Source organism: Blastococcus saxobsidens DD2, assembly GCF_000284015.1.
In the GTDB taxonomy this organism is placed as follows: domain Bacteria; phylum Actinomycetota; class Actinomycetes; order Mycobacteriales; family Geodermatophilaceae; genus Blastococcus; species Blastococcus saxobsidens_A.
In genome coordinates this window covers 747,550-763,796 of the sequence record NC_016943.1, presented here as the reverse complement: position 1 = coordinate 763,796, position 16,247 = coordinate 747,550, and the positions used below count along the sequence as shown (strand labels likewise).

Sequence of the window (16,247 nt, the reverse complement as noted above, 5' to 3'; positions counted from 1 at the left end):
CCGCTGATCAGACCTTCAGCCGCGGAAAGGCCGACGCGCCGGCGTACCGGGCGGCGTCGTCGAGCTCCTCCTCGATCCGCAGCAGCTGGTTGTACTTGGCGACGCGCTCGCTGCGGGCCGGGGCACCGGTCTTGATCTGCCCGCAGTCGGTGGCGACGGCGAGGTCGGCGATCGTGGTGTCCTCGGTCTCGCCGGAACGGTGGCTCATCATCGAGCGGTAGCCGTTGCGGTGGGCCAGGTTGACCGCGTCGAGGGTCTCGGTCAGCGTGCCGATCTGGTTGACCTTGACCAGCAGCGCGTTGGCGGCACCGCGGGCGATGCCGTCGGCCAGCCGGATGGGGTTCGTGACGAACAGGTCGTCGCCGACGATCTGCACCCGGTCGCCGAGGGCGGCGGTCATCGCGATCCAGCCGTCCCAGTCCTCCTCCGAGAGCGGGTCCTCGATGGAGACGATCGGGTAGGCGTCGACCAGGCCGCGGTAGTAGTCGACCAGGTACTCGGCCGAGCGGGACTGGCCCTCGAAGTCGTAGCCGCCGTCGGTGTGGAACTCGGTCGCGGCCACGTCGAGGGCGAACGCGATGTCCGACCCCAGGGTGTAGCCGGCCTTGTCGACCGCCTCGGCGATGAGGTCGAGGGCGTCGCGGTTGCTCGGGAGGTCGGGGGCGAAGCCGCCCTCGTCACCCAGGCCGGTGGCGAGCCCGCGGCCCTTCAGCACCGCCTTGAGCGCGTGGTAGGTCTCGGTGCCCATGGTCAGCGCCTCGGCGAAACTGCCGGCACCCACGGGTGCGATCATGAACTCCTGGACGTCGACGTTGCTGTCGGCGTGGGCGCCACCGTTGAGGATGTTCATCATCGGCACGGGCAGCAGGTGCGCGGACGGGCCGCCCACGTAGCGGAACAGCGGCAGGCCGGTGGAGTCCGCGGCGGCCCGCGCGACGGCGAGGCTGACGCCCAGGATGGCGTTGGCGCCCAGGCGCGACTTGTCCGGCGTCCCGTCGAGGTCGAGCAGGCGCTGGTCGACCAGCCGCTGCTCGGTGGCCTCGTAGCCGACCAGCTCGGGGCCGATGACGTCGAGGACGCCGTCGACGGCCTTGGTGACGCCCTTGCCGCCGTAGCGGTCGCCGCCGTCGCGCAGCTCCACGGCCTCGAAGGCACCTGTGGAGGCCCCGCTGGGCACGGCGGCCCGGGCGATCGTCCCGTCGTCGAGGGCGACCTCGACCTCAACGGTGGGGTTTCCGCGCGAGTCCAGGATCTCCCGCGCGCCTACGGCATCGATGCTCGGCACGGGGGCAGCCTAACCAGCCGCGCGCGCCGGACCATGCCGACCACGCACAGCTCGCCACTGGTGCCGGCGGAGAACGAGTTCTGGCTGGCCTCTCCCGCCGGCGTCGGGTAGGGCTACCGGACGGTCGGGCGGGCGTGGAACCCGGTGCGCCAGGCGGTCGCCGCGTCAGGGTCCGGCTCGATCCGCCAGTCGACTCCGGTTCCCCGATCGACGTGGTGGAACCAGACCACGCCCGCGATCTCGGGCCGGTTCGGCAGCTCGCCGAGCATGGCGGCCAACCATTCCGCCTTGCTGCCGCCTCGGTCCGAGCTGCCGATCTCGGCGATCCACAGCGGCCGATCGGTGATCGACCGCAGCGCGGCGATGCTGGCGTCGAACAGCGAGCCGAACGTGCGCCAGTGGGTGGTGAACCCGCCGCGGGTCTGCTCGCCCCAGTTGTAGTTGCTGACCCCGACGGCGTCGACGTGGTCGTCCCCGGGGTACAAGGGGCCGAACGGGGCGGAGCCGGTGTAGAGGGCGTTCGGTGCCCACAACCACTCGACATTCGTCACCCCGAGCGCGGCGAATCGGTCGTGGACGTGCATCCATGCGGGGACGAACTGCGCCACCTGATTGCCGTTCGTTCCTACGGACCACGGGTACCAGTTCCCGTTCATCTCGTGCATCAGCCGGATCGTGACGGTGTACGGGAGATCTTTGATGGACGCCGCGAACATGTCGATGTAGCGGTCGTGCGCGCCGGCGACGATCGACGCGAGCGTGTAGTCAGGCTGATCGGTGGCCGAAGCGTCGGGATCCCAGGGCTCCCACGTGATGGACAGGCGGGCTCCCCGCGCCGCCACGCTTTCGGCGAGCTTCCGGTCCAGCGGGCGATCGCGCGACCACTGCTCGAAGACGTCGAACACCTCCGGACGCGTGCCGGTGGCGGTGATGAACCGATCGAGGTCTGTCACCGAGCCGGCGGAGATGCCGAGTACCGGGCGCTGGGTGGGCTGGTCGGGCATGGGGGGTGGCACCTCGGAGTCCGGGGAGGTGGGCGCGGCGGGTCCGGCGCAGCACGGTGCCGAAGACGGTGCACGACCCGCCGGCTGCGCACTGGGAGACGCCCATGCGATGTAGACGGGCAGCGCCAACACTGCCAGGCAGGTGACCGCGAGCCACCAGGGCCTCCGGGCGCGACGAGCCTCGGGTCGCCGAGACGTCCGGGGGAGGATGCGCACTCTGCTCCATCGGCTGAAACGGCTCCGGTCTGAAGTGCGGCTCCTACCGCGGGCTGGCGCGGCCAGTGACGGGGCGTCCACCCGCAGCGTGGCCCGACGTGCACACCCTTCCGAGTGGGACCGCGGCCCGATCGCTCATCGGGCGGCCCCCGTCGGCCGACGTCCACCGTGTGAAGGATCAGACTCCCCAGCCGCCGCACGGGTTCACGGAACGCCGGCAGTCCGGGCGGTTGTACGGCCGTACCGCAACGGAGGTGACCGGCAGGCTCCACGGTTATGAGGACCAGGTGCGCTATCGCGACGCGTTGACTCCGCGGCAGCGCCGGAGCGTGCTGGCGCTGGGCTGGTTCCACGTCGTCCTCGCCGCCGCCCTCATCTGCTACCTGCTGGTGCCGGACAACCTTCCCCGCCTGGGAGCGGGGATCGTGGTCGACACGGTGACCGTGGCCGGGCTCGCCATGATGGTGCTGCTGCAGCTGATCGCCGGTCTGCGCACCTGGACGATCACCTACCACGCGGGACGGGCGCGCGACCCGATCCCCATGCGCCCCCGCCCGGGACTGCGGGTCGCCGTCCTCACGACGATCGTGCCGGGCAAGGAGCCGGTAGAGCTCGTCATGGCCACCCTGCGGGCCATGACTCGCATCCGCCACGACGGGCACCTCGACGTCTGGCTGCTCGACGAGGGCAACGACCCGGAGGTCCGACGACGCTGCGCGGAACTGGGCGTCTTCCACTTCAGCCGGAAGGATCGGCCGGAGTGGAACCAGCCGAGCGGGCCCTTCCGCGCGAGGACCAAGCACGGCAACCACAACGCCTGGCGTAGCCAGTACGAGCACAGGTACGACGTCGTGGCGCAGATGGACCCCGACCACGTCCCGTTCCCGAACTTCCTGGAGCGCACGCTGGGGTACTTTTCCGACCCGGACGTGGCCTTCGTCGTCGCGCCCCAGGTTTACGGCAACCTGCAGGAGTCCTTCGTCGCTCGAGGTTCGGCCGAGCTGGCCTACCTCTTCCACGGGATCATCCAACGGGGCGGGAACGGCCACGGCGCACCACTGCTGATAGGGACCAATCACCTCTACCGGCCCGCGGCATTCGCCCAGATCGGCGGCTACCAGGACTGCATCATCGAGGACCACCTGACCTCGATGGTGGTCTACAGCGCGGTCAACGAGGCGACCGGCGGGAACTGGAAGGGCGTCTACACCCCCGACATCGTGGCGGTCGGAGAGGGGCCGGCCACCTACTCGGACTTCTTCAGCCAGCAGAAGCGCTGGGCATACGGCATCTGGGAGATCGCCCGCCGGCATTCCCCGCGCATCTTCCCGCTGATGCGGACCCGGCAGCAGCGGTTGTCCTTCTTCGCGCTGCAGACCCACTACCCCACGACGGCGATCGCCTGGGTCGGCGGTGTGAGCCTCTCGGTCCTGTACCTGGTGGGCGGCGTGACGGTCACCCACCTGCCGGTCATGGAGTGGTCGCTCCTGTTCGGTGCCAACCTGCTGGTGGGGATGGGCTTCGCCTTCTGCATGCGCCGCTTCAACCTGGTGGAGCACGAACGGAGGTCCTGGGGACTGTCCGGCATGTTGCTGGACCTGATCACCGCACCGGTCTTCGTCGCGGCCGCGGCCGCGCAGCTGGCCGGCCGACCCCTGGTCTATGTGGTCACCGCCAAAGGCAGCGCCGCCACCGGTGACACGTGGCGGACCTTCCGACCGCACCTGTTCTGGCTGGCCGTGGCGGTCGGTGCCATGGTCACCGGCAGGCTGCTCGACCACGATTATCCTGCGCTCTACGTCTGGGCGGGCATCACCGCGCTCCTCTGCACGCTGCCCCTGGCGCAGGTGTACGTCACTCGCACGGCCGAGGCCGTGCGCTTCGCCCGGATGCGCCCGGTGCTCCCGCACCGACGGATCGGCGATGCCCTCATCGCTCAGGGGATGCTCAGCAACGCCCAGCTGCGGGACCTGCTGGACCTGCAGGCGACCATGGAGGAGGAGTGGACGCGGCTCGGCGACCTGGCGGTCAGCGAGGGCTACATCAGCCCGGCCGAACTCTCCGCCGCGCTCGGTATGCCGGCCGGTGCCCTGGCCCGCTGACGGCGACCCGGGTCCGGGGCACCGCACCGCGCCGCGCTCAGCTGCCGCGCGCCGGGTGGTCCTCGTCCGGGGGTCCGGGAGTGGTGTCGCGGTCGGCGACCTCCTCCTGGCTGGGGCCGGCGAAGGCCCGGGAACGCTCCCGCGCCTCGGTGCTCCCGGTGAACAGCGAGCTGTCGGTCGCCGACGGCGCGGCCGCTCGCCGGTCCGCCCGCGCGGCCGACGGGGCGGCGGCGGCCCCCTCGACGCGCACCCGCGGCAGCCCCGAGGGGTGCTCCCGCTGCAGCCAGCCGACCAGCTGCTCGCGCACATGGCAGCGCAGGTCGAACAGGGTCCCGGCGTCCTGCGCGCTCACCAGCACCCGCGCCCGCACCACCGAGCCGACCGCGTCGGTCACCTGCAGCACGCCCACCCGGCGGTCCCAGAGCTCCGGGCCGCGGCCGCCCTCGTCCTCCAGCAGCCGGTGCAGCTCGGTGCGCATGTCGTCGAAGGGCACCGTCCAGTCGACGTCCAGCTCCACCGCGCCGAGGACGGCCGACTCCTTGCGGGTCCAGTTCTCGAACGGGGTGGTGGTGAAGTAGGTCGACGGCAGGACCAGCCGGCGGTCGTCCCAGATGTGGACGACGACGTAGGTCAGCGTGATCTCCTCGATCCGCCCCCACTCGTCCTCGACCACCACGACGTCGTCCACCCGGATCGCGTCGGTGAAGGCCAGTTGCAGCCCGGCGAAGACGTTGGCCAGCGAGGTCTGCGCGGCCAGGCCGGCGACGATCGAGATGACCCCCGCGCTGGCCAGGATGCCGGCGCCGGCGGCCCGGGCGGTCGGGAAGGTCAGCAGCATCGCGCCCACCGTCAGGATGACGACCAGCACGATCGCCAACCGGCGCAGCAGGCCGATCTGCGTCCGGACCCGGCGGGCGTGCCGGTTGTCGACGACGTCGACGTCGTACCGGGCCAGCGCCAGGTCCGCGGCCACCTGCACCGCGACCGTCAGCAACCAGCCGACGGTCGCGATCAGGGCCAGCCCGAGCACCCGCACCGCCGGATCCCGCCAGCCGCCCAGCTCGGGCCCGGCGTCCAGCACCACCGTGACGGCGATGAGGACCAGCAGGGTGCGCAGCGGCGTCCGGCCGCGACGGGACAGGTCGGCGGCGACCACCGACGTGCGGGCCAGCCGGCGCACCAGGACGCCGATCAGGACGCCGACCAGCCACGCGGCGAGCGCGGCGGCAGCGACGAGCGCCAGCACCTGCCACGTGTCGTCGGGCACCAGGCTCTCCACCTCCTCGACGGCGGCGGCGAGCGGTGCGGACGCGGGGGCCGGCTCGGACAGGGCGACGCTCCTTCCTGCGGACACGAGGGGTACCACCCGACCACGCTAGGGCCTGCGGTGTCCGTGCACCGGCACGGTCAGCGCCGGGCGCGGTCGGCCGCCTCGGCGTCCAGCTCGCCGGCGTACCGGCGGACCGCCTCGCGCAGCGCGTCCTCGGCGTCCCAGCCCCGGGCCTCGGCCGCCGCCACGACCGCGAGCAGCCGCTCGCCCAGTTCCTCCGGGCTCTGCGCGGACAGCTCGGCCGCCGCTGGGGTGGGCAGTCCGGCCCGGCCGGCCCGGCGGACCAGCGCCGCGCCCCACGAGGCCGCCGGCTGCGAGCGGGAGACCCCCTCGGTCGGCGAGCGGCGCTGCTTCTCGGCCTGCTTGATCGCCTCCCAGCCGGCCTCCACCTGGGCTATGTCCGGGCGTGGCCCCGCGTCACCCGCGTCGCCGAACACGTGCGGGTGCCGGCGGACCAGCTTGTCCACCAGGTCACCGGCCACGCCGTCCACGTCGAACCGGCGCGGCGCCCCCGCCTCGGCCGCGACCCGGGCGTGGAAGACCACCTGCAGGAGCACGTCGCCCAACTCCTCGCGCATGGCGGTCGGGTCCTCGTCGACGATCGCGTCGTAGGCCTCGTGCGCCTCCTCCAGCAGGTAGCCGCGCAGCGAGGCGTGCGTCTGCTCGGCGTCCCAGGGGCAGCCGCCGGGCGAGCGCAGCCGGTCCGTCACTGCCACGACGTCGAGCAGCCGGGCCCCGGCCGGCTCGGGGGCCCCGTCGACCGTCTCCACCCCCGGGACCGGCTCCGAGGCGGGGGTGAGCAGCACGACGTCGCCGGGCAGGGCGCCGGCGGCGGCCGCGTCGGGGACGTCGGTGACGGCGAAGCCCTCGGCACGCAGCGCCGCGGCCGTGCCGCCGGCCCCCGGCAGCGCGGCGAGCGCTCCGCCGGCGGAGACCGCCCGCCAACCGGCCGGGCTCAGCAGGCCGGGGAGACGGGGGCTGACGGTGACGGCGCGGGCGACGGGCACCCGGTCAGTCTGCCGAAGGAACGCCGGGCAGCGACGCGGCGGCCGACTCCTCCAGGATCCGCACGACACCACCGTTCCCGGGCGGCAGCAGCCGGCCCTCCTCCAGGACGCCGTACCGCGGGTTGACGGTGATGCCGAGATCGGTCCGCACCTCGGCCAGCAGCGGCTGCACCTCCGCCTCGACCGCCTCGAGGGCCTCGCTCTCGAGCTGCGGCCGGAGCTCCTCGAAGGAGGGGTAGACCGTGCCCGCCCGGAACCCGACGACGACGCCACCCACCTCGGGCACGGGGACGGCGACGGCGGTGCCCGGGGCGGCCGCGGTGAGCGGCTCGGCCAGCGCCGAGGGCAGCTCCGCGGCCGCCCGCCGCTCCAGCGCGGGCAGCGTGTACTGCCCCGGGAACCCGGCGGCCAGCTCGGCGTAGGCGGCCGGGTCCGCGGTGAGCTGCTCGACCAGAGCGTCGGCCGCCACCTGGTCGGACACGGTGATGTAGCCGAACTCCACCTGCGCCAGCTCCTCGCGGACCTCCTCGTAGCGGGCCCGCAGCGCCGCGGTGTCCAGCCCCTCCGCGCGGCCCTCGGCCTCGGCGATCTCCCGCCGCACCAGCTGCTGGCGCACGTTCTCCCGGACGTCCGCGCGGCTGACCCCCTGCTGCGCGAGCCGGTCGTAGACGGCCTCGGGGTCGTCGCTGCCCAGCAGCTCCTCGATCCGGCGGTTCACCTCGCGGTCGGTGACCCGCACCCCGTAGCGCTCCGCCGCGGCGTCGTGGACCGCGCCCTCCAGCAGCAGCCCCAGCACCGCGCGGGTGAACTCGTCCTCCCGGCCCTCGGCCGACGCCGCGACGAGCTCGTCGGCCAGCCGCTCGTCGATCTCGGCCTGCAACTCGTCGACGCTGATCTGCTCCTCGCCCACGTAGGCGGCGACGTCAGGTGCCGAGCGGCACCCGGCCAACGCGACGGCGACCAGGAACACGGCGGCACACGAGCGGGCAGCGCGACGGATCAGCACGCCCGGCAGACTCCCACACCTGCTGTGACGGGCGCCGCACGCCGCCCCGGGCGGTGCCCGCTACGCAGCGACCGGCTGGTCGAGCACCGCGCGCAGCACCGAGTGCAGGTTCTCCAGCAGGGCGACGTCGCGCAGCGGGGTGCGGCGGTCGGGGCCCACCGGCACCTTGAGCGAGATGGTCCGCACGGCGGCCTTGTAGGACGCGCCGTCGGCCAGCCGGGCGAGCCGCATCTGCTTGGACTCCGGCAGGTCGACCGGGCCGATCCGGATGGTGCGGCCCTGCAGCGACACCTCGGTGACGCCGAGCGCCCGCATCGCGACCCGGAACCGGGCCACGGCCAGCAGGTTGAGCACCGGCGCCGGCGGGGCGCCGTACCGGTCGGTGAGCTCGTCGAGCACCGCCTGCGCCTGCTCGTCGTCCTGGATCGAGGCCACCTTGCGGTAAGCCTCCATGCGCAGCCGCTCGCCGGGCACGTAGTCGTGCGGCAGGTGCGCGTCCACCGGCAGGTCGACGCGGACCTCCACCGGCTCGGCGGGCGCCTCCTCGCCGGTGACCTGCGCCCGGTAGTCGGCCACGGCCTCGCCGACCAGCCGCACGTAGAGGTCGAAGCCGACACCGGCGATGTGCCCGGACTGCTCGCCGCCGAGCAGGTTGCCCGAGCCGCGGATCTCCAGGTCCTTCATCGCCACCGCCATGCCGGCGCCGAGGTCGGTGTTGTTGGCGATGGTGGTCAGCCGGTCGACCGAGGTCTCGGTGAGCGTGCGGGTGGGGTCGTAGGTGAAGTAGGCGTAGGCCCGCTCCCGGCCCCGGCCGACCCGGCCGCGGATCTGGTGCAGCTGGGAGAGCCCGAAGGTGTCGGCGCGGTCGACGATCAGCGTGTTGGCGTTCGGGATGTCCAGGCCCGACTCGACGATCGTCGTCGCGACCAGGACGTCGTACTCCTTCTCCCAGAAGCCGACCATGATCCGCTCGAGCTCGTGCTCCTTCATCTGCCCGTGCCCGACGGCGATCCGGGCCTCGGGCACCAGGGAGCGGATCTTCGCCGCTGCCTTGTCGATCGACTGCACCCGGTTGTGGATGACGAAGACCTGGCCGTCGCGCAGCAGCTCGCGGCGGATCGCGGCGGCCATCTGCTTGTCGCTCCAGGCGCCCACGTAGGTGAGCACGGGGTGCCGCTCCTCGGGCGGGGTGAGGATCGTCGACATCTCGCGGATGCCGGTGAGGCTCATCTCCAGGGTGCGCGGGATGGGGGTGGCCGACATCGACAGGACGTCGACCGCCGTCCGCATCGTCTTCAGGTACTCCTTGTGCTCGACGCCGAAGCGCTGCTCCTCGTCGACGATGACCAGCCCGAGGTCCTTCCACCGGGTGGTCGGCTGCAGCAGCCGGTGCGTGCCGACCAGGATGTCGATCTCGCCGGCGGCGAGCTGCCGGAGGATCTCGGTGGTCTCCTTGTCCGACTGGAACCGGGAGAGCACCTTCACCGTCACCGGGAACTGCGCGACCCGCTCGGAGAAGGTCTTGACGTGCTGGTTGGCCAGCAGCGTCGTCGGCACCAGGACGGCGACCTGCTTGCCGTCCTGCACCGCCTTGAAGGCGGCCCGGATCGCGATCTCGGTCTTCCCGTAGCCGACGTCGCCGCAGATGATCCGGTCCATCGGCACCGTCTGCTGCATGTCTGCCTTGACCTCGTCGATCGCGGCCAGCTGGTCGGGCGTCTCCTGGAACGGGAAGGCGTCCTCCAGCTCCCGCTGCCAGACGGTGTCGGGCCCGAAGGCGTGCCCCTGGGTGGCCATGCGCGCGGAGTACAGCCGGATGAGCTCGCCGGCGATCTGCTTGACCGCCTTGCGGGCCGAGCTCTTGGTCTTCTGCCAGTCGGCGCCACCGAGCTTGGACAGCGCGGGGGCCTCGCCGCCGACGTAGCGGGTGAGCTGGTCCAGCGCGTCGGTCGGCACGAACAGCCGGTCCGGCGGCTGGTTCCGCCGCGACGGGGCGTACTCGACGATCAGGTAGTCGCGCTGACCGCCGTTGACCGTGCGGCTGATCATCTCGATGTAGCGGCCGACGCCGTGCTGCTCGTGGACCACGAGGTCACCCGGCTGCAGCTGCACCAGGTCGACGGCGTTGCGCCGCCGCGCGGGCATCTTCACCGCGTCGCGCATCGTCGTGCCGCGCTGACCGGTCAGGTCGTGCTCGGTGACCAGCGCCAGGCCGACACCGGGGAAGGCGAACCCCGCCTCGAGGTTGCCTTGGGTGACGTGGGTCAGCCCGGCGTCCGGGGCGGTGGCGACGTCGGGCACCAGCCGGACGCCGAGCTCGGTCTCGGTGAGCTGGTCGGCGGCCCGCTGGGCGGGGCCGGGGCCGGCGAAGGTGACGACGACCCGCCAGCCGTCGCGGTGCCAGCCGCGCATCCGCTCCACGGCGGCGCCCTGGTCGCCGTGGAACCGCTCGACCGGAGTCGCGTCGAGGGTCACCTGGCCCTCGTCGGCCGTGCCCTCGTCCCCCAGCCCACCCCCGAGCGCGAACACCCCGGTGGTCCACCACGGCAGCCCGCGGGTGCGCGCGCCGGCCTCGACGTCGGCGAGGTCGCGGAAGGCGGACGCACCGAGGTCCAGCGGCGCCTCTCCCGCCTCCGCGGCGGTCGCCCACGAGGCGGCGAGGAACTCGTCGGCGGTGCGCACCAGGTCCGCCGCCCGGCTGCGCACCCGCTCGGGGTCGGAGACCAGGACGTGCGTGCCCGCCGGCACGAGGTCGGTGAGCAGCTGCATGGCCTCGTCGCCGATCAGGGCGGGGGTCAGCGACTCCATGCCCTCGACGGCGATGCCCTCGGCGAGCTTGCCCAGGACCTCGATCAGGCCGGGGTGCTCGACCGCCAGCGCCGCCGCACGGGCCCGCACCTCGTCGGTGAGCAGCAGCTCGCGGCAGGGCGGTGCCCACAGCCGGTCGGGGCGCTCGTCGAGCGAGCGCTGGTCGGCGGCGGAGAAGTAGCGGAGCTCGTCGACCTCGTCACCCCAGAACTCCACCCGCACCGGGTGCGGCTCGGTGGGCGGGAAGACGTCGAGCAGCCCACCGCGGACGGCGAACTCGCCGCGCTTCTCGACCAGCTCCACCCGGGTGTAGGCGGCGTCGGACAGTGCCTGGGCGACGCCGTCCAGTTCCGCGGAGTCCCCCGGCTCCAGTTCCACCGGCACCAGGTCGCCGAGCCCAGGGGCCAGCGGCTGCAGCACGCTCCGGACCGGAGCGACCAGGACGTCGATCGTGCCGTTCGCGCCGGGGTGGGTGAGGTCGCGCAGCACCGCCAGCCGGCGCCCGACGGTGTCCGCCCGGGGGCTCATGCGCTCGTGGGGCAGCGTCTCCCAGGCCGGGAAGACCTCGACCCGCCGGTCCGGCACGAAGCAGCGGAGCAGGTCCGCGGTCGCGTCGGCGTCCCGCTCGCCGGCAGTGACGACGAGGACCGGCACGCCCGCCCCCGGCTGCCGCGCGGCCAGCGCGGCGGCGACGAGGGGCTGGACCGGCGGCGGAGCGGTGACGGCGAGCGACGCGCGCCCGGCCGAGGCGACCACGCGGGCCATGCCGGGGTCGGTGAGGACGACGTCGAGCACGCCGCGCAAGGTCACGGGGTTTCCCACTCCTGGAGATCTGTCGGCGGCACACGCGCCGCCGGTCGCGGCGGTGCCGATCTCCCAGGTTAGATGGCCGCTTCCGGTGCTGCCGCCCGCCGTCCGGCTCCGGTCAGGAGATGAGAGCTCGGGCCGCGGGCTCCTGCGCCTCGATGGCGGCCAGCGCCCTGCGCAGGGCCGTGCTCGAGGTGTGCATCGTGTACGGGAAGTACCGCACCTCGACGCCGACCTCGGCGAAATCGCGCTCCAGGCGGTCGCCCTTCGGCGTGCCCCGCCAGTCGTCGCCCTTGAAGATCACGTCGAACCGGACGTCCCGCCAGGTGTCGATCTTGTCCGGGAGGACCTCCGCGTGCACGTCGTCGACGAAGCGGAGGCTGCGGACGATCTCCATCCGCTCCGCGAGCGGGACGACCGGGGCTCGGCCCTTGGTCAGCAGCAGCATCTCGTCGGAGACGACTCCGGCAATCAGGCGGTCGCAGCTCTCCGAGGCGTGCCGGAGGATGTTCAGGTGCCCGACGTGGAACAGGTCGTATGCGCCTGGCGCATATCCGATCACGGTCATGCCGATTCTTCCCCCGTCCGATCCGGCGCCCGTCGGGGCACCGTCGCCCGGCCACGTGTTCGATGGCCTGTGACGCACCGTAGTCGGATTCGGTGACCCAGCGTGATGGGTTGCGCCTACTTCACCCGATCGGATTGACGGTCGTGATTCCCGTCCCCCAGGCCCCGCTCGATGGAGTGAGGCCTCCCCCCGCTCGCCGAGTGGTCGACGTCTCGCGGTCCTAGCCTTCCCACAGCCCCCGCGGGCGGGGCGCCCGTGCGGCATGTGCCGCGTCGGCGGCTGAGGCGAACGAGGGCAGGGCGGAACGATGGAATTGCGTGACTATCTGGCGGCACTCCACCGGTACTGGCGGACGTGGGTAGCCATGACCATCGTCGGTCTGCTCCTCGCCGTCCTCGTCATCCAGGTCTCGCCTCGGGTCTACCGCGCTACCGCCGGAGTCTTCGTGGCCAGCTCCATCGAGGGCACCAGCGGCTCACAGTTCGTCAATCAGCGGGTCCGCAGCTATCCGGAGATCGCGCGCAGCCTCACCGTGCTCGAGCCCGTCATCGACGAGCTCGAGCTGGACATCTCCTTCAGCCGGCTCCGCGACGCCGTCACGGCCGTCAACCCGGTGGACACGTCCCGGATCACCATCTCGGTCACCTCCGCCTCGCCGGAGTGGGCCACCGAGGTCGCGAACGCCGTGGCCATCGAATTCGGCGAGGTGATGGAGGAACTCGAGACGTCGACCGCCGGTTCTTCACCGGTGACCCTGACGGTGACCGACCCCGCGGCGGTTCCGGCGGACCCCGTGTCACCGGATACGGGCCTCCTGCTCACGCTCGGGTTCGTGGTCGGCCTCTCTCTCGGGCTGGCTCTCGCCATCGTGCGCAGCCGGATGAGCGATGCCGTGTACACCGATGAGGACGTGCGTGCGGCCTGGGGCGATGCCGGCGCAGAACTCGTCATCCACGCGCCACGCGTGGGCCGCGCCGCCACTGCGGACAACGCCGTGTCCGGACTGATCCGGCAGCTCGAAGCACTCGCACACGAACGTCCGGTGCGCCTGCTGGCCGTGTCCCCCGCCAGCGGTAAGGAGGCCGCCCTGACCCGAGTGCTCGCCCTCGTCGCCACGGAGCTGTCCGCCCGTGGCGTCCCGGCCGTCCTCGCGGGTCAGCCGAAGGGCGCCGGCCACGGCGAGCTCGTCCGGCTGGAAGTGGCCGCTCCCGCCGACGCCCTCCGGGACTGGCGCCGGTTGGCGGCCGGCCACGACGGCCTCCTCCTCGTGGCCGAGGCCGGTCGCGTGACCGCCGAGCAGCTGCGCGAGCTGCGGGACATGACGTCTGCGGTGCAGTTCGAAACTGTCGCGCTGGTACTGCTCCGTACGTGGCGTCCGCCTGTCCGGAGCTCGAGCTCCGCGGCTCCACGAGAAACCCGCGGCGCAGTCGACCGCACCGGGCTCGCCGTCCAGCCGCCCACGACCGTGGCGAGCAGCGACCCGGTCCTGCGACACCCGTCCGGGAAGCCGGTTGCCGCACCGGACGCAGACCTCAGTCAGCGCCGCTGACGGATCCCGCGGACCCGACCACGGACCCCGCTCTGGGTGCGCTGCGCTCCGCCGCTCGACCGACCGACCGGGCACGGCGGTCCGACTCGACCGGGCCGGCAACCAGGTCCTCCTGCAGATCGGCGCGTGATCCGCGTTCGACGAGCAAGGAGACCGCGATGAAGAGCAGGAACTCAGGAGTCGCGTCGAAGAGGCCGCTCTCCAGGAGACTGCGGCCCAGCAGGAAGGTCAGCAGACCCAGGCACAGCACCCGGTGCGGTCGAGGCGCCCGGAGAGCGCCGAGCCCAGTCCACATGGCCCATGTGCCGGCAGTGGCCAGACCGAGGAGCCCTGCCTGCACCAGGGCGGACACCCACGAGCTGTCCAGCAGCTGCTCGTCCCACCACTGGCCCTCGACGGGGATGTACTTGACCGACAGCCCTCCGCCGAAGACCCACTGCCACCACGACTCGGCCCACGACTGTGCCGCCGACCAGGCGATGAAGCGGGACTCCAGGGTGCTCGTACCCACTCCGTCCCGCTCCACGAAGCCACCGACGGCGCCGGTGGCGACCACCACCACCGAGCCGACCGCCACCGCGACCAGGCCACCCACCACGAGCCCGACGCGGGGGCGCCGTAGATGCAGCGCCATGACTACGAGGGCCAGGGCGAGCATGAGCAGGCCGGTCCGCGAGCCGGTCAACCAGACGACTGCCAGGTAGCCGCCACCCAGCAGCGCGTGGCGCCACCGCGCCTCCCCCAGGACGGTTCGCCAGGCCGCCCAGAGCACGACGACGCCGGCGAGCAGCGCCAGGCCGTTCGGGTGCAGTGGGGGGATCCCGCCGAAGAACCGCCCACCGAGGAGGCTGGGGATGCCTGTCGCCGCGGCGAACGCCGCCACCAGTCCGCACGACGCCACCGCGGCACGCAGGACCTGGAGAGCCGGGGCGGCGCGTGACAGGAAGAAGACCGTGGCACCGAGGACGGCGACCCGCGCCGCGGCAACTGCACTGGCGACGAGGGTCCCGTGCTCAAGAGCGCCCAGGACCGACCCCACGAGCACGATGCCGAGGAGCCACAGCGTGCCGGTGCCCAGCCGTTGCCGGTCGGCGCCGGCCGTCTGGGCCGCGATGAAGGCGAGCACCAGCGCCAGGAGAGCGCACAACGCCTTGCCGAGGACGACCGGGTCCACCGAGCCGGCGAACACCTCACCTCGGCGCCAGACGACCGTGCTGGCCACCATGAGCAGGCAGGCGAGGCCGATCCGCGCGGTCGCCACGGGCACGTGTGCGCCTCCTGCCTGGCCGGTCGTCGGCGCAGGACCGCGCCGGAGGGGATCGTAGGTGCTCGACACCGGAATCACGGGCAGGCTGCATCCGCCCCGTGGTGCCGGGCGGCTCCGTTCAGCTGCCTGGGAGAACAGCCTCGGAGAGGGCCGCTGAGTACGTCGCCATGGAGAAGCGTGCTCGCGCCTCCACCTGGCCCGCCCGGCCGAGGGCAGCGGCGAGCTCGGAGTCGGAGAGCAGGCGGATGATCGCGTCGGCCAGCATCCGCGGGTCCCCCGGATCGACCAGGAGCCCGGTGCGGCGGTCCTCGATGACCTCCGGAAGACCCCCGACCCTCGAGGCGATGACCGGCCGACCGAGGAGAAGGGCTTCCACCGCCACCAGCCCGAAGGGCTCGACCCGTGAGGGCACCAGCACGACGTCCGCCGCGGCGACATGAGGCGAGGGGTCCTGGAAGCCGGCGAAGTCCGTCACCTCTCGGATTCCTTCGCGGGCCGCCAGTTCGTGCAAGCCGTTCACGTAACCCTCGTAGCCCGGGTAGCTGTCACCGACGAGGGTGAGCCGCACGTCGAAGCCCGCCTGCCGGACCAGCGCCGTCGCGACGATGGCGGTGTCCTGGCCCTTGCGCGCGGCCAGCCTGCCGACGACGACGACGCTCCTGGCTCCGGGCGGGACGTCGGGGACGTCGGCGACGGCTGGAGCCGCCGGCTCACGCACGCCGTTGTGGATCACCCGACTGCGGCGGGCCGCCCGCACGCCGAGCGAGGACCGGATCCACGCCAAGGAATCCTTGCTGTTGGCGATGACCAGATCAGCCGCGAGGAGCGGTGACAGGAGGAGTGCGCTCGCCAGGCGCGACATCTGCGGCTCGCTCTCGTGGAGATGACACACGACGCGAGCCCCGCTGAATCGACCGGCGAGAAGCCATTCAGGTGCCGCAATCGTGCTCACGTAGACGACGGCGGCCCCCCGCGCGCGGAGCCAGGCCGTCAGAGCGACCACCGACCGGAGGAATCGCACGACGAAGATGGCGGCGTGCCACGGGGTGCGTAATTCGACCTTGCGCAGGACAGGAAAGTCCTTGATCTGGACGTCGATACCCCGGAGCCGCAGAGCCTCGGCCAGTTGACCGTCATTCGGCAGAATGGTGACCACGTCGGGCGCCATCGCGGTGACGCTCTCGAGGAACATCACGTCGCTGCCGTACAGATCGACGTGAGGGTGCGCGGCGATGACCGCCTTCCGGCCGTGGAAGTCCACAGCAAGCCTCTTTTCCGTTTCTCGGCGGTCGATTGCG

The 16,247-nt window shown here is 72.5% G+C and carries 11 protein-coding genes; 2 read left to right on the top strand and 9 right to left on the bottom strand.

Annotation, left to right across the window (positions count from 1 at the left end):
* Positions 1-7: 7 nt before the first annotated feature.
* Together eno and BLASA_RS03570 are read right to left on the bottom strand one after the other, a co-directional pair.
* On the bottom strand, positions 8-1,285 hold the full coding sequence (eno, locus tag BLASA_RS03575; RefSeq protein WP_014374645.1) for a phosphopyruvate hydratase: 1,278 nt from the start codon (positions 1,283-1,285) through the stop codon (positions 8-10).
* 113 nt (positions 1,286-1,398) lie between these two features.
* Positions 1,399-2,289 carry a glycoside hydrolase family 26 protein gene (locus BLASA_RS03570; protein WP_051004812.1) on the bottom strand — a complete coding sequence of 297 codons (891 nt, stop codon included), beginning with the start codon at positions 2,287-2,289 and terminating at the stop codon, positions 1,399-1,401.
* Between the two features lie 470 nt (positions 2,290-2,759).
* Between BLASA_RS03570 and BLASA_RS03565 the strand changes: the two genes are divergently transcribed.
* Positions 2,760-4,607, top strand: a complete 1,848-nt coding sequence (locus BLASA_RS03565; RefSeq protein WP_231839545.1) for a glycosyltransferase family 2 protein — start codon at positions 2,760-2,762, stop codon at positions 4,605-4,607.
* 37 nt (positions 4,608-4,644) lie between these two features.
* Here BLASA_RS03565 and BLASA_RS03560 read toward each other — a convergent pair whose 3' ends face one another.
* The 5 genes from BLASA_RS03560 to BLASA_RS03540 form a co-directional block, all read right to left on the bottom strand.
* Complete coding sequence (locus BLASA_RS03560; protein WP_014374644.1) at positions 4,645-5,973, bottom strand: mechanosensitive ion channel family protein; 1,329 nt, start codon at positions 5,971-5,973, stop codon at positions 4,645-4,647.
* Positions 5,974-6,014: 41 nt separating this feature from the next.
* On the bottom strand, positions 6,015-6,944 hold the full coding sequence (locus tag BLASA_RS03555; RefSeq protein ID WP_014374643.1) for a MazG family protein: 930 nt from the start codon (positions 6,942-6,944) through the stop codon (positions 6,015-6,017).
* A gap of 4 nt (positions 6,945-6,948) precedes the next feature.
* On the bottom strand, positions 6,949-7,950 hold the full coding sequence (locus tag BLASA_RS03550) for a SurA N-terminal domain-containing protein (RefSeq protein WP_041775582.1): 1,002 nt from the start codon (positions 7,948-7,950) through the stop codon (positions 6,949-6,951).
* Positions 7,951-8,010: 60 nt separating this feature from the next.
* On the bottom strand, positions 8,011-11,568 hold the full coding sequence (gene mfd / locus BLASA_RS03545; RefSeq protein WP_014374641.1) for a transcription-repair coupling factor: 3,558 nt from the start codon (positions 11,566-11,568) through the stop codon (positions 8,011-8,013).
* A gap of 115 nt (positions 11,569-11,683) precedes the next feature.
* Positions 11,684-12,133, bottom strand: coding sequence for an adenylyltransferase/cytidyltransferase family protein (locus tag BLASA_RS03540; RefSeq protein WP_014374640.1), 450 nt, complete (start codon positions 12,131-12,133; stop codon positions 11,684-11,686).
* Between the two features lie 307 nt (positions 12,134-12,440).
* On the opposite strand from BLASA_RS03540, the gene BLASA_RS23275 reads away from it, so the two are divergent.
* A complete protein-coding gene (locus tag BLASA_RS23275) occupies positions 12,441-13,682 on the top strand; it encodes a YveK family protein (RefSeq protein WP_014374639.1) in 1,242 nt (413 codons plus the stop codon).
* Here the strand turns inward: BLASA_RS23275 and BLASA_RS03530 are convergent.
* Positions 13,666-14,949, bottom strand: coding sequence for a hypothetical protein (locus tag BLASA_RS03530; RefSeq protein WP_014374638.1), 1,284 nt, complete (start codon positions 14,947-14,949; stop codon positions 13,666-13,668). The two genes, BLASA_RS23275 and BLASA_RS03530, sit on opposite strands and share 17 nt — an antisense overlap.
* Before the next feature lie 118 nt (positions 14,950-15,067).
* Entirely contained in the window at positions 15,068-16,210 is a 1,143-nt protein-coding gene (locus BLASA_RS03525) for a glycosyltransferase family 4 protein (protein WP_014374637.1), read from the bottom strand.
* Between the last annotated feature and the right edge of the window lie 37 nt (positions 16,211-16,247).

What these genes read in the sequence shown, in the direction of transcription:
- BLASA_RS03540 (WP_014374640.1), bottom strand. Translation starts at nt 12,133, where the DNA reads ATGACCGTGATCGGATATGCGCCAGGCGCATACGACCTGTTCCACGTC.
- BLASA_RS03570 (WP_051004812.1), bottom strand. Translation starts at nt 2,289, where the DNA reads ATGCCCGACCAGCCCACCCAGCGCCCGGTACTCGGCATCTCCGCCGGC.
- BLASA_RS23275 (WP_014374639.1), top strand. Translation starts at nt 12,441, where the DNA reads ATGGAATTGCGTGACTATCTGGCGGCACTCCACCGGTACTGGCGGACG.